Annotated in this window: 18 protein-coding genes; 11 read left to right on the top strand and 7 right to left on the bottom strand. The window is 72.1% G+C overall.

Features of this window, described 5'->3' with window-relative positions; genetic code table 11:
- Positions 1-83 precede the first annotated feature (83 nt).
- Together AS97_RS14715 and AS97_RS14720 are read left to right on the top strand one after the other, a co-directional pair.
- Positions 84-308, top strand: a complete 225-nt coding sequence (locus AS97_RS14715; protein WP_059143396.1) for a hypothetical protein — start codon at positions 84-86, stop codon at positions 306-308.
- Positions 309-399: 91 nt separating this feature from the next.
- Entirely contained in the window at positions 400-1,890 is a 1,491-nt protein-coding gene (locus tag AS97_RS14720; protein WP_210565033.1) for a hypothetical protein, read from the top strand.
- Positions 1,891-1,983: 93 nt separating this feature from the next.
- Here AS97_RS14720 and AS97_RS14725 read toward each other — a convergent pair whose 3' ends face one another.
- Positions 1,984-2,337, bottom strand: coding sequence for an iron-sulfur cluster assembly accessory protein (locus AS97_RS14725; RefSeq protein WP_020871998.1), 354 nt, complete (start codon positions 2,335-2,337; stop codon positions 1,984-1,986).
- Between the two features lie 227 nt (positions 2,338-2,564).
- Here AS97_RS14725 and nadA point away from each other — a divergent pair, with 227 nt between their 5' ends.
- Positions 2,565-3,752: a quinolinate synthase NadA gene (gene nadA / locus AS97_RS14730; RefSeq protein ID WP_059143394.1), complete on the top strand. Its 1,188-nt coding sequence runs from the start codon at positions 2,565-2,567 to the stop codon at positions 3,750-3,752.
- 228 nt (positions 3,753-3,980) lie between these two features.
- Here the strand turns inward: nadA and AS97_RS14735 are convergent, their stop codons facing one another.
- The 4 genes from AS97_RS14735 to AS97_RS14750 all read right to left on the bottom strand — a co-directional run bounded on the left by AS97_RS14735 (position 3,981) and on the right by AS97_RS14750 (position 7,130).
- Positions 3,981-4,658: a response regulator transcription factor gene (locus AS97_RS14735; protein ID WP_086708516.1), complete on the bottom strand. Its 678-nt coding sequence runs from the start codon at positions 4,656-4,658 to the stop codon at positions 3,981-3,983.
- Positions 4,658-5,935 carry a histidine kinase gene (locus tag AS97_RS14740; protein ID WP_079059279.1) on the bottom strand — a complete coding sequence of 426 codons (1,278 nt, stop codon included), beginning with the start codon at positions 5,933-5,935 and terminating at the stop codon, positions 4,658-4,660. The genes AS97_RS14735 and AS97_RS14740 overlap by 1 nt, the downstream gene beginning before the upstream one ends.
- A gap of 103 nt (positions 5,936-6,038) precedes the next feature.
- Positions 6,039-6,317: a hypothetical protein gene (locus tag AS97_RS14745; protein WP_059143392.1), complete on the bottom strand. Its 279-nt coding sequence runs from the start codon at positions 6,315-6,317 to the stop codon at positions 6,039-6,041.
- A 39-nt stretch (positions 6,318-6,356) separates the two neighbouring features.
- Entirely contained in the window at positions 6,357-7,130 is a 774-nt protein-coding gene (locus AS97_RS14750; RefSeq protein WP_210565035.1) for a PspA/IM30 family protein, read from the bottom strand.
- Between the two features lie 260 nt (positions 7,131-7,390).
- On the opposite strand from AS97_RS14750, the gene AS97_RS14755 reads away from it, so the two are divergent.
- Together AS97_RS14755 and AS97_RS14760 are read left to right on the top strand one after the other, a co-directional pair.
- Positions 7,391-7,987, top strand: coding sequence for a DUF3043 domain-containing protein (locus tag AS97_RS14755; RefSeq protein WP_059143390.1), 597 nt, complete (start codon positions 7,391-7,393; stop codon positions 7,985-7,987).
- Positions 7,988-8,028: 41 nt separating this feature from the next.
- Positions 8,029-8,781 carry a class I SAM-dependent methyltransferase gene (locus tag AS97_RS14760; RefSeq protein ID WP_079059285.1) on the top strand — a complete coding sequence of 251 codons (753 nt, stop codon included), beginning with the start codon at positions 8,029-8,031 and terminating at the stop codon, positions 8,779-8,781.
- A 166-nt stretch (positions 8,782-8,947) separates the two neighbouring features.
- Here the strand turns inward: AS97_RS14760 and AS97_RS14765 are convergent, their stop codons facing one another.
- Positions 8,948-9,151: a hypothetical protein gene (locus AS97_RS14765; protein WP_059143388.1), complete on the bottom strand. Its 204-nt coding sequence runs from the start codon at positions 9,149-9,151 to the stop codon at positions 8,948-8,950.
- Positions 9,152-9,291: 140 nt separating this feature from the next.
- On the opposite strand from AS97_RS14765, the gene AS97_RS14770 reads away from it, so the two are divergent.
- On the top strand, positions 9,292-10,491 hold the full coding sequence (locus AS97_RS14770) for a bifunctional adenosylcobinamide kinase/adenosylcobinamide-phosphate guanylyltransferase (protein WP_059143387.1): 1,200 nt from the start codon (positions 9,292-9,294) through the stop codon (positions 10,489-10,491).
- A gap of 627 nt (positions 10,492-11,118) precedes the next feature.
- Positions 11,119-12,231: a nicotinate-nucleotide--dimethylbenzimidazole phosphoribosyltransferase gene (cobT, locus tag AS97_RS14775; protein WP_185930129.1), complete on the top strand. Its 1,113-nt coding sequence runs from the start codon at positions 11,119-11,121 to the stop codon at positions 12,229-12,231.
- Positions 12,232-12,449: 218 nt separating this feature from the next.
- Here cobT and AS97_RS14780 read toward each other — a convergent pair whose 3' ends face one another.
- Positions 12,450-13,409, bottom strand: coding sequence for an adenosylcobinamide-GDP ribazoletransferase (locus AS97_RS14780; protein WP_236670423.1), 960 nt, complete (start codon positions 13,407-13,409; stop codon positions 12,450-12,452).
- Positions 13,410-13,605: 196 nt separating this feature from the next.
- On the opposite strand from AS97_RS14780, the gene AS97_RS14785 reads away from it, so the two are divergent.
- The 4 genes from AS97_RS14785 to AS97_RS14800 all read left to right on the top strand — a co-directional run bounded on the left by AS97_RS14785 (position 13,606) and on the right by AS97_RS14800 (position 19,552).
- Positions 13,606-15,183 (top strand): leucyl aminopeptidase, encoded by a 1,578-nt coding sequence (locus tag AS97_RS14785; RefSeq protein ID WP_059143385.1) that lies wholly within the window; start codon positions 13,606-13,608, stop codon positions 15,181-15,183.
- A gap of 416 nt (positions 15,184-15,599) precedes the next feature.
- Positions 15,600-16,988, top strand: coding sequence for a dihydrolipoyl dehydrogenase (gene lpdA, locus AS97_RS14790; RefSeq protein WP_014060097.1), 1,389 nt, complete (start codon positions 15,600-15,602; stop codon positions 16,986-16,988).
- Positions 16,989-17,040: 52 nt separating this feature from the next.
- Positions 17,041-18,804 carry a 2-oxoglutarate dehydrogenase, E2 component, dihydrolipoamide succinyltransferase gene (gene sucB / locus AS97_RS14795; protein ID WP_210565036.1) on the top strand — a complete coding sequence of 588 codons (1,764 nt, stop codon included), beginning with the start codon at positions 17,041-17,043 and terminating at the stop codon, positions 18,802-18,804.
- Positions 18,805-18,928: 124 nt separating this feature from the next.
- A complete protein-coding gene (locus AS97_RS14800; RefSeq protein WP_086708539.1) occupies positions 18,929-19,552 on the top strand; it encodes a GntR family transcriptional regulator in 624 nt (207 codons plus the stop codon).
- Positions 19,553-19,604: the final 52 nt, after the last annotated feature.

Consider the following 19,604-nt stretch of genomic DNA (forward strand, 5'->3'; position numbering starts at 1 on the left):
TAGGGCTTTCTTCACCGACACCCGCTGAATACGGTGCGTGGACGGGGGTACGCGTCGGCGACCCCCATGGACCAGGAGGCATCATGCCCCAGCACCTCAGCCCCGCCCTTCCCGCCACCGGAGCCATCGAGCCCGAGCATCTGGAGGGACTGCGCGGCGACGGTGCCCGGATGGCGCCGCACTGGGCGGTCACCGTATCGCCTCCCGCCAGGCATGTTTCACCAGTCGCCCCCTCCCGCATCCGGGGGATCAGCGTGCCCGCGGCATCGGCCGATCTGCTGGCCGGCATGTCGGACTACGGCGACTGAAGGAACCGGGCGCGCCTCGGCTCCGTCTCATCGGCATCTCCTCGCGAGGGATGGGACCGTAGAACGTGAGCGGAGCCAAAGGAGCGAAACGGTGAGCACCGAGGACACCGACACCCCGCAGACCCCCGACGACACTCCCCGACCGCGCCGGCGCTCGCCGCTGGCCGTCGTATCGGTGGCGGCCGCGGTGCTGGTCGCCGGAGGTGGCGGCGCCTACTGGGCCTCCACCGCGGCGGACGGCGGCACCCGGGGTCCGGGTGCGGCGGGCGAGGACGGAGCGCCCAAGCCCCTCGCACTGGACGCCTACGCCTCTCCGGGCGGCGAGCGAGGAGGGAACGAGGGCATCGCGCCCGGTGAGCCCGATCCACACGGCGGCCGCTACGTCGTCACGGGCAAGCTGCCGGACGGGCCCAAGGAGGCCCCGGTCTACCTGACCGACCCGAAGATCACCAAGGCCGATGTGGCGCGGCTGGCGAAGGCGCTGGACGTCTCCGGCAGCCCCCGCGCCGACCACGGGTACTGGAAGGTCGGCGGCACCCCGGACGCGAGCGGCCCGACGCTGCGGGTGAACCAGAACGGACCGGGCAGCTGGTCGTACTCGCGCTATGGGTCGCCGGGCGGTACGTCCTGCGTCCGCCCGGACGGGAAACCTGCCGGGAAGCCAAACGCGAAGAAGGCCGAGCGGACCGACAAGGGCGATGGGGCGGACCAGGCCGACAAGAGCTGCCCGGCCTACCGCGACGGCGACAAGCGCGGCGACAACGGCGCCGACGGGGGCCACGAGGCGGCCGTGTCCGAGGAGAAGGCCCAGCGCACCGCCGAGCCGGTGCTCGAGGCGCTCGGGCTGTCGGACGCGAAGCTGGACGCGAGGGGCCTCTACGGCGCCGTGCGGCTGGTGAACGCCGATCCGAAGGTGGGCGATCTGCCCACCTACGGCTGGGGGACCAGTCTGCAGGTCGGCGCGGACGGCCAGTTGGTCGGCGGCAGCGGCACGCTGGCGAAGCCCAAGGAGGACGACACCTATCCGGTGCTCAGCGCGGAACAGGCGCTGGAGCGGCTCAACTCGACGTCGGCCAAGGGCGATGGCCCGTCGGGCAAGGTGGACGTGCGCAAGGTGACGTTCGGCCTCGCCTCGCACCTGGTGGACGGCCGGCGGGCGCTGGTGCCGTCGTGGATCTTCGAGACCAAGCCGACCGGGACCAACCGGGTGGCGGTCACCCTCCCCTACCCCGCGGTGAAGCCGGAGTTCATCAAGAAGGCCGAGGAGCCGGGCCACTCCCCCTCGACCCGGCCGGGCAAGGGGAACCGGACCTCCAAGCCGGATGACATCACCTCGTACCGCGTGGACGGCAAGACCCTGACGCTGCGCTTCTGGGGCGGTGTCTGCAACACCTACTCGGTCTCCGCGAAGGAGACCTCCCAGCAGGTGACGCTGGAGCTCAAGAGCAAGCCGACCCATCCGGGGCGGGCCTGCATCCTCATCGCCAAGCAGCTGGACCGGAAGGTGACACTGAAGGAGCCGCTGGACGGCCGGAAGGTCGTGGACGGCTCCACCGGCGAGACGGTGCCGCTGCGGAAGTGAGCGGACCGCGAGCGCTGCGGCAGGACATGCGGAAGGGGGCGGGCCCGCTGGGCCCGCCCCCTTCCGTTTCGCTGTTTTCCGCCGCGCCGGGGCTCAGCTGAAGGAGTCACCGCAGGCGCAGGAACCCGTGGCGTTCGGGTTGTCGATGGTGAAGCCCTGCTTCTCGATGGTGTCGACGAAGTCGATCGAGGCACCGCCCAGGTACGGGGCGCTCATGCGGTCGGTCACGACCTTGACGCCGCCGAAGTCCTTGACGACGTCGCCGTCGAGCGAGCGCTCGTCGAAGAAGAGCTGGTAGCGCAGGCCGGAGCAGCCGCCGGGCTGGACGGCGACGCGCAGCGCGAGGTCGTCGCGGCCCTCCTGCTCCAGCAGGCTCTTGACCTTCGACGCGGCGGCGTCGGACAGGATGATGCCCTCGCTCGCGGTGGTCTCGTCCTGAACGGTCATCTGCTTCTCTCCCGGGTCGTACGGACTACTTGCCGTCGGAACCAACCAACGGCGTCCCGGATTCATTCCGGGCCCAGCGCTTATCTCCCGCTGCCCTTCATGCTCGCATACGGGTGGACGCACCGGAATGCGTCACATCGACACAATGTCTCTCGTCAAAGTGACGTGAAGCGGCTATGATAGATAGCGTCATTCTGACGATTAGGGTTCCCAGCGAAGAAAGAAGGGTGCGTGACGTGACCACCGCCCAGCCCCTCGATGTGCAGCCGACCCCGCTCGCTCTGCTGCTGCTCGGCCGGGAGGCCGACCCCCGCAGCGAGCGCGGCGTGGAGTGCCCGGGAGACCTTCCGGCGCCCTCCGACCCGGATCTGGTGGCACGCGCCCGCGCGGCCAAGGAGAAGCTCGGGGACAAGGTCTTCGTCCTCGGTCACCACTACCAGCGCGACGAGGTCATCGAGTTCGCCGATGTCACCGGTGACTCCTTCAAGCTGGCCCGGGACGCGGCGGCGCGGCCGGACGCCGAGTACATCGTCTTCTGCGGTGTGCACTTCATGGCCGAGTCCGCCGACATCCTCACCACCGAGGCCCAGCAGGTCGTCCTCCCCGATCTGGCGGCCGGCTGCTCGATGGCCGACATGGCCACGGCCGAGCAGGTCGCCGAGTGCTGGGAGGTGCTGACCGAGGCGGGTGTCGCGGAGGCGACGGTGCCCGTCTCGTACATGAACTCCTCGGCCGACATCAAGGCGTTCACCGGCCGGCACGGCGGCACGATCTGCACCTCGTCCAACGCCAAGAGGGCGCTGGAGTGGGCGTTCCAGCAGGGCCAGAAGGTGCTGTTCCTGCCCGATCAGCACCTCGGGCGCAATACGGCGGTCCGCGACATGGGCATGTCGCTGGAGGACTGCGTCGTCTACAACCCGCACAAGCCGAACGGCGGGCTCACCACCGAGCAGCTGCGCGCGGCGACGATGATCCTGTGGCGCGGCCACTGCTCGGTGCACGGCCGCTTCTCGCTGGACTCGGTCAACGATGTGCGCGAGCGGATACCGGGGGTGAACGTGCTGGTGCACCCCGAGTGCAAGCACGAGGTCGTGGCGGCGGCCGACTACGTGGGCTCGACCGAGTACATCATCAAGGCCCTGGAGGCCGCCCCCGCCGGTTCGAAGTGGGCGATCGGCACCGAGCTGAATCTCGTACGGCGCCTGGCCAATCGTTTCGCCGACCAGGGCAAGGAGATCGTCTTCCTCGACAAGACGGTCTGCTTCTGCTCGACCATGAACCGGATCGATCTGCCGCATCTGGTCTGGGCGCTGGAGTCGCTGGTGGCCGGCAAGGTGGTCAACCGCATCCAGGTCGACCAGGAGACGGAGCACTTCGCCAAGCTGGCCCTGGAGCGGATGCTGGCGCTGCCGTAGGCGGCGTCGTCCGGTGATCCGGTGATGGGGGCGGGGCGCACGATCGTGACGCCTGCGGCGGGCTGCTTTCCCCTCCCCGCCCCTTCCCACAACTGGGGCTCTGCCCCAGACCCCGGAGCCCGGGGCAAAGCCCCCACCCGGGGCCCGGGGCAAAGCCCCGTCCGGGGCCTGGGGCGGAACCCCAGTTTCGGGAAGGGGAGGGGAGGGGAAAGACCCGCCGGACACCCCCTACGCGCCCGCGCGGACCAGCCCCGTCTCGTAGGCGATCACCACGAGCTGGGCACGATCGCGGGCGCCCAGCTTGGCCATCGCCCGGTTGACATGCGTCTTGACCGTGAGCGGGCTGACCTCCAGCCGGGCGGCGATCTCGTCGTTGGACAGCCCGCCCCCGACCTGGACCAGGACCTCGCGCTCGCGGACGGTGAGGGCGTCCAGCCGTGAGGCGTCATAGGCGCCCGCGTCGCCGCTCCCGTCGCCCTGGGCCAGGAAGCGGGCGATCAGCCCCTTGGTCGCGGCCGGGGACAGCAGCGCCTCGCCGGCGGCCGCGATGCGGATCGCCGCGAGCAGCTCATCGGGTTCCGCGCCCTTGCCGAGGAAGCCGCTGGCCCCCGCCCGCAGCGAGTCCACCACGTACTCGTCGACCTCGAAGGTCGTCAGCATGACCACCCGGACATCCGCCAGCCGCGGATCCTCGGTGATCATGCGGGTCGCGGCCAGCCCGTCCGTACCGGGCATCCGGATGTCCATCAGGACGACGTCGGCGCCCCGGGCACGGGCGATCTCCACCGCCTGCGCGCCGTCGGACGCCTCCCCCACCACCTCCATGTCCGCCTCGGAGTCCACCAGAACGCGGAACGCGCTGCGCAGCAGCGCCTGATCGTCCGCGAGCAGTACCTTGATCGTCATCAGTCCCCTCCCCTACGCGGCTGCAGAGGAAGTCTCACCCGCACCCGGAAACCGCCCTCGGGCAGGGGTGCCGCCTCGCAGCTGCCGCGCAGCGCGGCCACCCGCTCGCGCATGCCCAGCAGACCGTGTCCGCCGCCACCGGTCTCCTCCCCGGGCGCCGGGGGCTCCCCCTCCGGCCCCTCGGGCCGCCTCCCCGCCCCGTCGTCCTCGACCGTGACCTCCAGGGCGCTCCCGGCAGCACCCCCGACACGGGCGATACGGACCTCGGCCGTGGCCCCGGGCCCGGCGTGCTTGTGCACATTGGTCAGCGCCTCCTGGACGACCCGGTAGGCCGTGAGGTCCACCGAGCCCGGCAGCGGGCCCAGCGCCTCCGGCGGCTCCGCCCGGACCCGGACCCGCATCCCGGCCCGTACGAAGCCGTCCACGAGCTGGTCCAGGACGGCGAGGCCGGGGGCCGGTTCGGTGGGGGCGGCGGGGTCGCCGTACTGGCGCAGCAGGCCGACCGTGGCGCGCAGCTCGTCCAGCGCCGAGCGGCTCGCCTGCCGTACGTGGGCGAGCGCCTCCTTGGCCTGGTCCGGGCGGTTGTCCATGACATGGGAGGCGACCCCGGCCTGGACGTTGACCAGCGCGATGTGATGGGCCACGACATCGTGCAGCTCACGGGCGATCCGCAGCCGCTCCTCGGCGACCCGGCGACGCGCCTCCTCCTCACGGGTGCGCTCGGCGCGGACCGCCCGCTCCTCGATGGCGGCGATATACGCGCGCCGGCTGCGCACCGCGTCACCGGTGGCCGCGGCCAGCCCGGCCCAGGCGAACAGGCCCCAGTTCTCCTGCGAGTACCAGGGGTTGAGCGCGAAGAGCATCCCGGCACCGGTGAGCAGCACGGCCGTGGCGGCGCCGAGCCGCCAGGTGGTGGGCCGGTCGGTGCGGGTCGCGGCGGTGTAGAGCGCCACCACGACCCCGAACACGATCGAGGTGCGCGGCGGGCCCACGTCATTGGTGACGATCTCGACGAGGGTGAGGGCGACGGTGAAGGCGAGCACCCCGCGGGGCAGATCGCGGCGGAAGATCAGCGAGCCGGCGACGAGCACGGCCAGCAGCGCGAAGAGGGGCCCCAGCGGCTGGTGGCGCATGCGCGGACCGGCCACGGCGCCGATCAGGATCAGCGCGAGGACCCCGATCGCCACCAGGGTGTCCAGGGCGCGGGGGTGGGCACACAGCCAGCGGTGCGAACGGGCCAGACCCGGCCCGACGGCGAGGGGAGTCACGGAATCCAACGGTAAGGGCCGCCGCGGGCCGCCCGGCTTCCTGGGCGGCCCGTACCCGGCCGGTGAGGGGAGGCACGACCTGTGCTGGAGTGTGGTCCGGGGGCGCGCCGCACTAGCCCGGAATGAGGCCGTCGTCCGTGAGCATCGCCTTGACCTCCTCGAGGGTCGCCTCCGCCGCGGGGAGGATCAGCTCGGACGGCTGGAGCACGTCGTCGGGCAGGGGCTCACCGGCCGAGCGCACCGCGTCCAGCAGCGCGCCCAGGGTCTTCCGGAAGCCTTCGTGGTCGCCGCCCTCGATCTCGGCGAGCAGCTCGTCGTCCAGCCTGTTCAGTCCGGGCAGATGGCTTTCGGCCACCCGCACCTGGCCCTCCCCCATGATCCGTACGATCATGACGACCTCCTTGGAGACCTCGCCCAGGCGGGGCGCGGGCTACTGCTTGTCGAACTTGTGCGGGGTCTGGGACTGCTGGCCCTCCTCCGTCTTGCCGCCCTCGATCGCCTGCTGCGGGCTGCCGCCGGCCAGCTCGGCCTTCATCCGCTGCAGCTCCAGCTCCACGTCCGTACCGCCGGAGATCCGGTCGAGCTCGGCCGCGATGTCGTCCTTGGCCATGCCGGACTGGTCGTCCAGGGCGCCGGAGGCCAGCAGCTCGTCGATCGCGCCCGCGCGGGCCTGCAGCTGCGCCGTCTTGTCCTCGGCACGCTGGATCGCCATGCCGACGTCGCCCATCTCCTCGGAGATGCCGGAGAACGCCTCGCCGATACGGGTCTGCGCCTGGGCCGCGGTGTAGGTGGCCTTGATGGTCTCCTTGCGCGTGCGGAAGGCGTCGACCTTGGCCTGCAGCCGCTGGGCCGCCAGGGTCAGCTTCTCCTCCTCGCCCTGCAGCGTCTGGTGCTGGGTCTCCAGGTCGGTGACCTGCTGCTGCAGCGCCGCGCGGCGGGAGAGCGCCTCGCGGGCCAGGTCCTCCCGGCCGAGCGCGAGCGCCTTGCGCCCCTGGTCCTCCAGCTTGGTGGACTGGCCCTGCAACTGGTTGAGCTGCAGCTCCAGACGCTTGCGCGAGGTCGCCACGTCGGCAACGCCACGCCGCACCTTCTGGAGCAGCTCAAGCTGTTTCTGGTACGAGTAGTCGAGGGTCTCGCGCGGGTCCTCGGCCCGGTCCAGGGCCTTGTTGGCCTTCGCGCGGAAGATCATCCCCATACGCTTCATGACACCGCTCATGGGCCTCGCGCGCCCCCTTCTGACGGACGTGTGACTCCGGGCACTCCAACAGACCCAGCCTACGGGGCCTGCTTCCATTACCGCACTGTTCGAGCCCGCTCGCGCTCCTCCTGCAGGACGATCAGAGGGCGGAAGCCTCCGGCGCAAGGAGGAGTGTGTCCCCTGTGTCCCGATACGGCGGGACTCCGTTGCCCGATCGTTCCCCCTGAGGCTGGGGCGCACCCTCCGCAACCCGTACCCTTGGCCCTGTGTTCCGAAGCCGTTCCAAGGATGAGCAGGCCGCTACCACCAAGGTGACCGCGGACCAGCCGCAGCAGACCCGTGACCCGCAGGCGCCCAAGGGCCGCCCCACTCCCAAGCGGAGCGAGGCCCAGACACAGCGCCGCAGCCTGGCGAAGACGCCGGCCAACCGCAAGGACGCCTCCAAGCGTGCCCGCGAGGCCCGCCGCGCCGATCTGGCCAAGCAGCGCGAGGCGCTGGCCGGGGGCGACGAGCGGTATCTGCCGGCCCGCGACAAGGGTCCGGTGCGGCGCTTCGCCCGCGACTTCGTGGACTCGCGGTTCTCCGTCGCCGAGTACTTCCTGCCGCTCGCGGTGGTCATCCTGATCCTGAGCATGATCCAGGCCGGCGCCATGCAGAGCTATGTGCTGCTGCTGTGGATGGTGGTCATCGTCCTGATCGTGATCAACTCCATCGTCTTCGGCTTCCAGCTCAAGCGGCAGCTGCGCCGGCGCTTCCCCGACGAGAATCTGCGCGGCGCGGTGGCGTACGCCTTGATGCGCACCCTCCAGATGCGCCGACTGCGGTTGCCCAAGCCGCAGGTCAAGCGCGGAGAGCGGCCCTGAGCGGCAGACCCTCCGGCTTCACCGGCGGGGCACCCGGCTGGCTGAGCCACCTCGGGGGCCTGCGGAACACCGTCCGGCAGGCGCTGGTCGCCCGCCAGCTCGATGAGCAGATCACCGCCCGCTTCCCGGTGGGACAGCGGCTGCGGGTGCTCGACGTGGGCGTCGGCCAGGGCACCCAGGCCCTGCGGCTGGCCCGTGCGGGCCATGAGGTCACCGGGCTGGAGTCCGACCCCACCATGCTGGAGGCGGCCCGCACAGCGCTCGCCGACGAGCCCGAGGGCATCCGACGCCGCGTACGGCTCCTCGAGGGCGACGGCCGGGAGACCGGGGCACACTTCCTGCCGGGCGCCTTCGACGTGGTGCTGTGCCACGGGGTGCTGATGTACCTGCCCGAACCGGATCCGCTGCTCGCCGGGCTGGCCCGGGTGCTGGCCCCCGGCGGTCTGCTCTCCCTGCTGGTGCGCAACGGTGACGCGCTGGCGATGCGGCCGGGGCTGGCCGGGGACTGGGACACGGCGCTGACCGCCTTCGGCTCCTCCTCGTACACCAACCGGATCGGGCTGCCGGTGCGCGCCGACCGGCGCGAGGAGCTGACCGAGACCCTGACCGCGATCGGCGCGCCGCTGCACGCCTGGTACGGCGTGCGGGTCTTCACCGACCTCGCCCCGGACGACGCGGAGCCGCCCGGCTCCCCGGAGTGGGAGCGGCTGCTGAGCGCCGAGGAGCGGGCCGGCCGCACCGATCCGTACCGCGCGGTGGCGGCACTGCTGCATCTGTGCGGGGTGCGGGGCTGATCCGGCGACGGGGTGGCGGTGTGCACCGCCACCCCGCGCGCGTCCTGCCCGGCGCGCCTTCCTGCGCTTCGGCACGCCTGCCCCGCTCGGCTCGTTTGCCTGTTCGGCGCGCTTGTCCGTCAGGCGCGCTTGTCCGCCGGGAGCGCTTGTCCGTCAGGCGCTTTGTCTACTCGCCGCGCAGGCTCATCGGACCGTAGATCTTCGTACCGTCCTCGAAGAGCGTCACCTGCTCCGCGCCTCCTTCGAGGAGCGCCCGCCACTCCTCACCGATCCACGACTCCGCGTCCCCCTGGGTCGGGAACTCCTCCGGCTGCACCGCGGGCTTCGTCTCCGCCCCGTCGGACTTCTCGAACCGCCATGTCCAAGCCATTCCAGCCTCCTCCATCCCGCCGGCCCACAGGTGATACCCGCCGGTCCACAGGTGATGTCTGCCCGCAGCCTAGGTGACTGATCACTCCGTACGGGGTGGCCCCGCGCGACCCGGGGGATCGGACGCGAGACGATCGGGGCGTGGAACTCACTCTTCTGGGCACCGGAGCCCCCGACGGGCTGCCGCGCCACGGCTGTCCCTGCGCCTCCTGTGCCGCCGCCGTCGGCGAGGAGGCGCGGGCCGCCACCTCGCTGCTGATCGACGGCGCGCTGCTGATCGACCTCACCCCGGGGGCCGCCTTCGCCGCCGCGCGGGCCGGCCACTCGCTGACCGGCGTCCGGCAGATGCTGCTCTCCCATCCGCACGCGGGCCCGGCCGTCGAATTCCCGGCCGGGCTGCCGGCGCCGGGGCGGGTGCCGGACGGCCGCACACTGTCCCTGATCAGCGGCCACCGGGTGCGGGCGGTCGCGCTGGACTCCCCCGGTACCGGCTACGAGGTCACCGGCCTCGACAGCACCCGGCTGCTGTACCTGCCGCCGGGCGCCGCCGCCGCGGGCCTCGCCGACCCGGCCGAGCCGTACGACATGGTGCTGCTCGATGTGCTGGGCCGCCCCGACGCCCTGGCCGCCCTGCGCGCCTCGGGCGCCGTGGGCGCCACCACCGACGTCCTGGCCGTCCATCTCGACCACACCACCCCGCCCGGCCGGGAGCTGCACCGCCGTCTGGCCACGGCGGGCGCGCGGGCGGTGCCGGACGGGCGGACGCTGATCGTCGGCGAGTACTCCGCGGTGCCGGATCTGCCGCGCCGCACGCTGGTGCTGGGCGGCGCCCGGTCCGGTAAGTCCCTGGAGGCGGAGCGGCGGCTGGCCGCGTTCCCCGACGTCCTGTACGTCGCCACGGGAGGCACCCGCGCGGGCGACCCCGAATGGGCCGCCCGCGTCGCCGCCCACCGCGAGCGCCGCCCCGGCTCCTGGCGCACCGCCGAGACCTGCGATCTGACACCGCTGCTCGCCGAGGACGGCCCACCGCTGCTCATCGACTGCCTGGCGCTGTGGCTCACCGACGCGATGGACTCCGTGAACGCCTGGGACGACGAGAAGTGGGCGAACGGCGGTGAACGCGCCCTCCGCGAGCGGGTGTCCACCCTCGTCGCCGGGGTCCGCGCCACCAGCCGTACGGTGGTCGCGGTGAGCAACGAGGTCGGCTCCGGCGTCGTCCCCGCGACCGCCTCCGGCCGCCGCTTCCGCGATGAACTGGGCCGGTTGAACGCGATGTTCGCCGAGGAGTGCGAGCAGGTGCTGCTGGTGGTGGCCGGGCAGGCCCTGCCCCTGCGGGGCTGAGCGCGGGGAGCCGCCCCGCCCGGATTCAGGGCCGCTGGGACCCCTACGGTGCCAGGAGCTGTCCCGCGGCGAGCGCGGCCGCCACCGCGCCTCCGGCCGCCACCGCCGAGGCGGCGGACCGCGGAATCCTCGGCACCCAGAGGTGCGCGGCACCGGCTCGGCCTCCCCTGCTACCCGGTCGTGGGCAACCACGACTTCGGCGGCACGGCCACCTCCCAGGGCTACGCCGGGAGCCTGGAGCACTACCGCCGCGACATGGCTCCCGAGTGGTACAGCTTCGACCGCGACGGCCGCCACGTCGTCGTACTCGAGGACAACGACGACGCGAGCGGGCCGGAGCCGCGGCTCGAGTGGCTGCGCAGGGACCTGGCCCAGCACGCGGTCGGCGAGCAGGTAGCTCGTCTTCGGGTATCGCTCGCTGTCCACCCGGTGGGGCCCCGGCGCGGGCATGCAGCCGACCATCGACGAACGGGCCACGCGTGGCGGTCCGGTACCGCGCGAAGTCGACGCCGCTGCCGCCGGTCTCGGGGTGACCCGCGCGAGTTCGGCCCCGAAGCGTCGCCCGGCCACCGGCATTCCTGTGACCTCCATCATCCCGACGCGCCTTCGCCCGGTAGGGTTTCGCCCGTGAGCGGCCTGAATCTCGATGACTTCGTCGACCTGATCGAACGCCCCGACGGGGGCATCCGGCGTGACGCCGAGGAGCGCCGCGAGCGGCTCGCGTTGCCGCCGGGCGCGCTCGGGCGGCTGGACGAACTCGGCGAATGGCTCGCCGCCGCGCAGCAGCGGGTGCCGGTCAAGCCCGTCGAGCGGCCCCGCGCCATCCTCTTCGCGGGCGACCACGGCATCTCCGACCTCGGCGTCTCCGCCCGCCCCGCCGGGAGCGCCCACCGCCTGGTCCGCGCCGTGCTCGACGGCGAGAGCCCGGCCGCCATCCTCGCCGCCCGCCTCGGCGCGTCCGTCCGGGTCATCGACATGGCGCTGGACTGCGACCCCGAGGATCTCCCGGAGGAGATCACCCGCCACCGCGTACGCCGCGGCTCGGGCCGGCTCGACGTCGAGGACGCGCTCACCCTGGACGAGGCCGAGCAAGCCTTCCGCACCGGGATGGCCATCGCCGACGAGGAAGCGGACTCCGGCACCGACCTTCTCGTCCTCGGTGACCTCAGCGTCGGCGGCACGACGGCGGCGGCCACGCTGATCGCCGCGCTCTGCGGTACGGACGCGTCCGTGGTCACCGGCCGCGGCGGGGCCGCCATCGACGACCTCGCCTGGATGCGGAAGTGCGCCGCGATCCGCGACGGGCTGCGGCGGGCCCGCCCGGTGCTCGGCGATCAGCTCCAACTGCTGGCCACGGTCGGCGGTGCCGACCTCGCCGCGATCACCGGCTTCCTGCTGCAGAGCGCCGTGCGCCGCACCCCCGTGATCCTCGACGGGGTCGTCTCGGCGGCCTGCGCGCTGGTCGCCCAGCGGGTGGCGTTCCGCGCCCCCGACTGGTGGCTGGCCGGCCAGGCCAGCGGCGAACCCGGCCAGGAGAAGGCCCTCGACCGCATCGCCCTCACGCCGCTGCTCGACCATGGCGTCACGGTCGGGGAAGGCACGGGGGCGTTGCTCGCGTTGCCGCTGGTGCAGGCGGCGGCGGCACTGCACGCGGAGCTTCCCGAGCGCTCTGAGGGCTCTGAGGGCTCGGGGCCCTCGGAGCACCCGGCGGACGCCGAGGACCCGGAGGCCAACGGCTAGGGACGGCCGGCGGGTCTTTCCCCACCCCGCCCCTTCCCGATACCAGGGGCTCCACCCCTGGACCCCGCTCCTCGAACGCCGGAGGGGCTGGATTGCGTTGCCGGCGGCGAAGCCCCACCACGCGGCAGAGCCGCACAGCGATACCGCGAGAAGGCGCGGGGAGCGGAACAGCCCGCCGCAGGTGGCACGAACCGTCGGGCGTCCCCTACGTTCACGGCCTACCCAAAGGTCAGGACCACCAGGGCCATCGTGGCGGCCGTCTCCGCAAGCGCGCCGAAGACATCGCCGGTCACCCCGCCGAGCCGGCGGCGGCAGTGGTGCAGGAGGAGTTCGGCGGCGGCCAGCGCGGCCAGCGCGGCGAAGGCGTGACGGACGGTGGCGTAGGGACCGAAGGGGATGGCGACCACCGCGCAGCCGACCACCACCGCCGCCGCCACCACACCGGCGGAACGCCATGGCACCGCGCCCGCGACCGCCGCGCCCAACCCCTCCGGCCGCGCCGCCGGAACGCCCACGCGGGCCGCGAGCGTGAGGGCGCAGCGCGCGGCGACCCCGGCCACGGCCGCCCCGACCGCGCCGTGCGCCCAGCTCTGTCCGTAGAGCTGGGCCAGGGCCGCCACTTGGCCGAGCAGGACGAACAGCAGCGTGATCACGCCGAACGGCCCGATGTCCGACCGCTTCATGATGCGCAGCGCGTCCTCGGCGGGTTTGCCGCTGCCCAGCCCGTCCGCGGTGTCGGCGAGCCCGTCGAGATGGAGGCCGCGGGTCAGTACGGCGGGTATCGCGGCGGTGGCCACGGCCGCCAACAGCGCCCCACCGCCCAGGAACAGCAACACCCCACCCACCGCGGCCGCACACAGCCCCACGGTCAGCCCGGCCAACGGCGCGCACAACATCCCCGCGTGCGCCGCCTCCCGGTCCCAGCGCGTGCCCCGTACGGGCAGCACCGTGAGCGTGCCGAAGGCGAAGCGGATTCCGTCCGCCCAGGGGGCACGTGGCGCGTGCGCGGGCGGCGGATCGTAGGCGGGCCGCGGCGGATGCCCGGGTCGGTCAGGGTGCTCCGGCTCCTCGCAGGGCCCGGAGTTCTCCGCGCTCTCGGACTGGGGCTCGGGCTCGGCCTCCGGCGGGCGTGCGGACGGCTGCGATCGCGACTGCGGCGGCTCCGGCGTGGTGTCCATCGCGCGGAAGGCTATCCCGGCCACCGCCATCCGGTAAGCCCGAGGGCACACTCCTGTTGGGCCAAGCCGCAGGGTGTCGGCTGAGGTGCCCCGGAGGCGAACCGAGCCTAAAAAAGACAGCAGGCATACGATGCGGAGGGGCGCGGCCTACAACCCATATCGGCCGACGAACTATCGGAAGAGGGACCCGACCACTGTGACTGCTCTGACTCTCAGCACCTCGTCCGCCGCGGCACTGCGCGCGGACGCCGTCGTCGTCGGCGTGGCGAAGGGGGCCAAGGGCCCCGTCGTCGCCGCCGGCGCCGAGGCCGTGGACAAGGCGTTCGGCGGAAAGCTGGCCGCCGTTCTGGAGACGCTCGGCGCGACCGGCGCCGAGGGCGAGGTGACCAAGCTGCCCGCCGCGTCCGGCCTCAAGGCCCCGGTCGTGCTGGCGGTCGGGCTGGGCGACGTCCCGGCCAAGGACGACGGCTATGACGCCGAGACGCTGCGCCGGGCCGCGGGGACGGCCTCCCGCGCGCTGTCCGGTTCGAAGAAGGGCGCGTTCGCGCTGCCGATCGAGGACGTGGCGAGCGCCGCCGCCGTCGCCGAGGGCGCGCTGCTCGGGGCGTACACGTACGACAAGAGCAACGGCAACGGCGGCAGCGCCAAGGACAGTAAGAACGCCAAGAACACCAAGAACACCAAGAGCACCAAGGACGCCGACAAGAAGAACAACGGTCCGCTCGCCGAGGTCGCCCTGGTCGGCGGCAAGCCGCGCGACAAGGCGTACAAGGCGGCCGCCGAGCGCGCCAGCGCCCTGGTCGAGGAGATCAACCGCGCCCGGGACCTGATCAACACCCCGTCCAACCTCCTCAACCCGGCCGACTTCGCGGCCGAGGCGGTCGCGGCCGCCAAGGAGCACGGCCTCAAGACCGAGGTGCTGGACGAGAAGGCGCTCAAGAAGGGCGGGTACGGCGGCATCCTCGGCGTGGGCCAGGGTTCGGAGGCCCCGCCGCGGCTGGTGCGGATCGCGTACACCCACCCCAAGGCGGAGAAGACGCTCGCCCTGGTCGGCAAGGGCATCACCTACGACTCGGGCGGCATCTCCCTCAAGCCGGCCGGTCACAACGAGACGATGAAGTGCGACATGAGCGGTGCCGCCGCCGTGTTCGCCACCGTCGTCGCGGCCGCCAGGCTGGGCCTGCGGGTCAACCTCACGGGCTGGCTGGCGCTGGCCGAGAACATGCCGTCGGGTTCGGCCACCCGTCCCGGCGATGTGCTGTCGATGTACGGCGGCAAGACCGTCGAGGTGCTGAACACCGATGCCGAGGGCCGGCTGGTGCTCGCCGACGCGATCACCCGCGCCGGTGAGGAGAAGCCGGACGCGATCGTGGACGTGGCGACGCTGACCGGTGCGATGGTTCTCGCGCTGGGCAACCGCACGTTCGGGATCATGACGAACGACGAGGCGTTCCGCACCTCGCTGCACGAGATCGCGGAGGAGGCCGGTGAGCAGTCCTGGCCGATGCCGCTGCCCACCCACCTGCGCAAGGGCATCGACTCCCCGGTCGCCGATCTGGCGAACATGGGCGAGCGCATGGGTGGCGGTCTGGTGGCCGGCATCTTCCTGAAGGAGTTCGTGGCGGACGGGATCACCTGGGGCCACCTGGACATCGCGGGTCCGGCCTTCAACGAGGCCGGTCCGTTCGGCTACACCCCGAAGGGCGGCACGGGCGCCGCGGTCCGCACCCTGGTGCGGCTGGCCGAGCGCGCCGCCGACGGCGATCTCGGCTGAACCGAGCGCGACACTGCGACGCGAGGTAGCGGCGCAACGTAGCGCCGCGACGCAGCGACGCGACGCGGCACCGCACCGCGATATAGCACCGCACCGCAGCGCCGCGACGCAGCGACGCCCCGCGACAACGCATCGCGACCGCCGGCCCATAGGGCCGAAAGTCCCGTCGATTTCGCCCTCAACGAAATCGACGGGGCTCGGCGTTCCGGATACGCAGGAGTAACCCCTGAACTGGGGTGTGGAGATTTCTCACACAGCGGCCCCGCGTCCCGTCTCCTCCCAACAAGTGCGAAGATGTTGTCCCGGCAGGACAGGGCCCCCGACACCAGGGCCGCCGATGTAAGAAGCGGCCGAACACACGCCGCCGCCCGGCCGACCAAGGCCGGCCCCGGCGCACCATGCATGGAGGACGTGACGTGGCGAACGACGCCAGCACCGTTTTCGACCTAGTGATCCTCGGAGGCGGTAGCGGCGGTTACGCCGCTGCCCTGCGCGCGGCGCAGCTGGGTCTGGACGTCGCCCTGATCGAGAAGGACAAGCTGGGCGGCACCTGTCTGCACCGTGGCTGTATCCCCACCAAGGCTCTGCTGCACGCCGGTGAGCTCGCCGACCAGGCCCGTGAGGGCTCGGAATTCGGCGTGAAGACCACCTTCGAGGGCATCGACATCGAGGGTGTGCACAAGTACAAGGACGGCGTGGTCTCGGGCCTGTACAAGGGTCTGCAGGGCCTGATCGCCTCCCGCAAGGTCACCTATGTGACAGGTGAGGGCCGGCTGTCCTCCCCGACCTCTGTCGATGTGAACGGCGAGCGTTACACCGGCCGCCACATCCTGCTGGCCACCGGTTCGGTGCCCAAGTCCCTTCCCGGCCTGGAGATCGACGGCAACCGCGTCATCTCCTCCGATCACGCCCTGGTGCTGGACCGCGTGCCGAAGTCCGCGGTCGTGCTGGGCGGCGGCGTCATCGGCGTCGAGTTCGCCTCCGCGTGGAAGTCCTTCGGGGCCGACATCACCATCGTCGAGGCGCTTCCCCACCTCGTCCCGGTCGAGGACGAGAGCAGCTCCAAGCTGCTGGAGCGCGCCTTCCGCAAGCGCGGTATCAACTTCTCCCTCGGCTCCCGCTTCTCCGGTGTCGAGTACACCGCCGACGGTGTCAAGGTCTCGCTGGAGAACGGCAAGACCTTCGAGGCCGAGCTGCTGCTGGTGGCCGTCGGCCGTGGCCCGGTCTCGCAGGGCCTGGGCTACGAGGAGGCCGGGGTCGCCATGGACCGCGGCTATGTCCTCGTCGACGAGTACATGCGGACCAACGTGCCGACCATCTCCGCCGTCGGTGACCTGGTCCCGACCCTCCAGCTGGCCCACGTCGGCTTCGCCGAGGGCATGCTGGTGGCCGAGCGGCTGGCGGGCCAGAACCCCGTTCCGATCGACTACGACGGCGTGCCGCGGGTGACCTACTGCCACCCCGAGGTCGCCTCCGTCGGCATCACCGAGGCCAAGGCCAAGGAGCTGTACGGTGCGGACAAGGTCGTCGCCCTGAAGTACAACCTCGCGGGCAACGGCAAGAGCAAGATCCTCAAGACCGCGGGCGAGATCAAGCTCGTGCAGGTACGTGACGGTGCCGTCGTCGGCGTCCACATGGTCGGTGACCGGATGGGCGAGCAGGTCGGCGAGGCTCAGCTGATCTACAACTGGGAGGCGCTGCCCGCCGAGGTCGCGCAGCTCGTCCACGCCCACCCCACTCAGAACGAGGCGCTCGGCGAGGCCCACCTGGCCCTGGCCGGCAAGCCGCTGCACTCCCACGACTGATCATCCCGAGCGCGAACCATCCGCAAAGATCGTTAAGGAGCAACCGAACACCATGGCGGTTTCCGTAACCCTGCCGGCGCTCGGCGAGAGCGTGACCGAGGGCACCGTCACCCGCTGGCTCAAGGCCGAAGGTGAGCGCGTCGAGGCTGACGAGCCCCTGCTCGAGGTGTCGACCGACAAGGTCGACACCGAGATCCCGGCCCCTTCGGCCGGTGTGCTGACGTCCATCAAGGTGGCCGAGGACGAGACGGTCGAGGTCGGCGCCGAGCTGGCCGTTATCGACGACGGCGGCGCGGCCCCGGCCGAGGCCCCCGCCCCCGCGGCCGAGCCCGCTCCGGCGGCTCAGCCCGAGCCCGCCCCGGCGCCCGCCGCCGAGGCCCCTGCCCCCGCACCCGCCCCTGCCGCCGCCGCTCCGGCCGGTGGCGCCGAGGGCACCGATGTGGTCCTGCCCGCGCTGGGCGAGTCGGTGACCGAAGGCACCGTGACCCGCTGGCTCAAGGAGGTCGGCGAGTCCGTCGAGGCCGATGAGCCGCTGCTCGAGGTGTCGACCGACAAGGTCGACACCGAGATCCCGGCCCCGGTCGCCGGTACCCTGCTGGAGATCCTGGTCGGCGAGGACGAGACCGCCGAGGTCGGCGCCAAGCTTGCCGTGATCGGTACGGCCAGTCAGGGTGCCGCCGCTCCGGCCGCCGCGCCCGCCCCGGCCGCCCCGGCCCCCGAGCCGGTCCAGGAGGCCCCGGCGCCCGCCCCGGCCCCGCAGGCCCCGAGCGCCCCCGCGCCGCAGGCCGTCACCCCGGAGCCGGTCGCTCCCGAGCCGGCCCCGGCCGCTCCGGCGCCCGCCCCGGCCCCGGCCGCGGCTCCGGCCACCCCCGCTCCCGCGGCCCCCGAGGCCGAGGGTGCCTACGTCACCCCGCTGGTGCGCAAGCTGGCCGCCGAGAACAACGTGGACCTGTCCACCGTCAAGGGCACCGGCGTCGGCGGCCGCGTCCGCAAGCAGGACGTCATCGCCGCCGCGGAGGCCGCCAAGGCCGCCGCCCAGGCCCAGGCCGCCCCGGCCGCCGCCGCGCCGAAGGCCGCCCCGCAGGCGGCGTCCCCGCTGCGTGGCCAGACCATCAAGATGCCGCGGATGCGCAAGGTCATCGGCGACAACATGATGAAGGCCCTGCACGAGCAGGCGCAGCTCACCAGCGTGATCGAGGTGGATGTCACCAAGGTCATGCGGCTGCGCGCGCAGGCCAAGGACGCGTTCGCCCAGCGCGAGGGCGTCAAGCTCTCGCCGATGCCGTTCTTCGTGAAGGCCGCCGTCCAGGCGCTGAAGGCCCACCCGGCCGTCAACGCACGGATCAACGACGACGGCACCATCACCTACTTCGACGTGGAGAACGTCGGCATCGCGGTGGACGCCGAGAAGGGCCTGATGACCCCGGTCATCAAGAACGCGGGCGACCTCAACATCGCCGGTATCGCCAAGAAGACGGCGGAGCTGGCGGGCAAGGTCCGCTCCAACAAGATCACCCCAGATGAGGTGTCCGGCGCCACCTTCACGATCAGCAACACCGGCTCGCGCGGTGCGCTGTTCGACACGGTCATCGTGCCCCCGAACCAGGTCGCCATCCTGGGCATCGGCGCGACCGTCAAGCGCCCGGTGGTCATCGACCACCCGGAGCTGGGCGAGACCATCGCGGTGCGCAACATGACGTACGTGGCGCTCTCCTACGACCACCGCCTGGTGGACGGTGCCGACGCGGCCCGCTACCTGACGGCCGTCAAGGAGATCCTGGAGACCGGTGAATTCGAGGTGGACCTCGGTCTCTGAGCCCTCCGAGGATCCCTCCGAGGCAGTGCCGCGCCCCGCACGGGCTTTCGTGCGGGGCGCGGTTTTCGTTACCGCAGTGCCGGGATAATGGCTACTGTTCACCGCTGGTTCTAAGGAGTCCCCCATGGCCGCGCCCGTCGTCCACTCGCTGCGCGAGCAGATCCGCGAGCACATCGTGGAGGGCATCGTCAGCGGCCGCTGGAAGCCGGGCGAGCGGATCGTGGAGCGCAGGATCGCCACGGAGCTGGAGGTCAGCCAGACGCCCGTACGGGAGGCGCTGCGGGAGCTGGAGTCGCTACGGCTGATCGAGTCGGCTCCCAACAAGGGCGTCCGGGTCCGGAATCTGACCGCCTCGGACCTGGAGGAGATCTATCCGGTACGGGCCGGGCTGGAGCAGATCGCGGCGGAGCTGGCCGCGCCCGTGCTGGCCGAGGACACCTCCGCCCTGGAGCCCGAGGTGCGGGGGCTGTACGAGGCGGACCGTAAGGCCGACGCGGAGGCGCAGGTGCGGCACACCGTGGCGTTCCACCGGGAGTTGGTACGGGCGTCGGGCAACAGCGTGCTACTGCACACCTGGGAGTCGCTGGGCATCGAGATCTGGACGACGCTGTCGATCCGCTGGCTGGGCACCGTCCAGGAGTCGTACGCCGAGGAGCACCAGGCGGTGGTGGACGCCTTCAAGCGGCGGGACCCGAAGGTCGGCGAACTGGTCAAGGAACATGTCCTCGGCTGTGCACCGCGTGCCTAGTTTCGCGGCACGGAATGCCAATTTCGCCTTACGGAGCACTTTTTCCCCGACA

It is taken from the genome of Streptomyces sp. AgN23, from assembly GCF_001598115.1.
Taxonomy (GTDB): Bacteria; Actinomycetota; Actinomycetes; order Streptomycetales; family Streptomycetaceae; genus Streptomyces; species Streptomyces antimycoticus.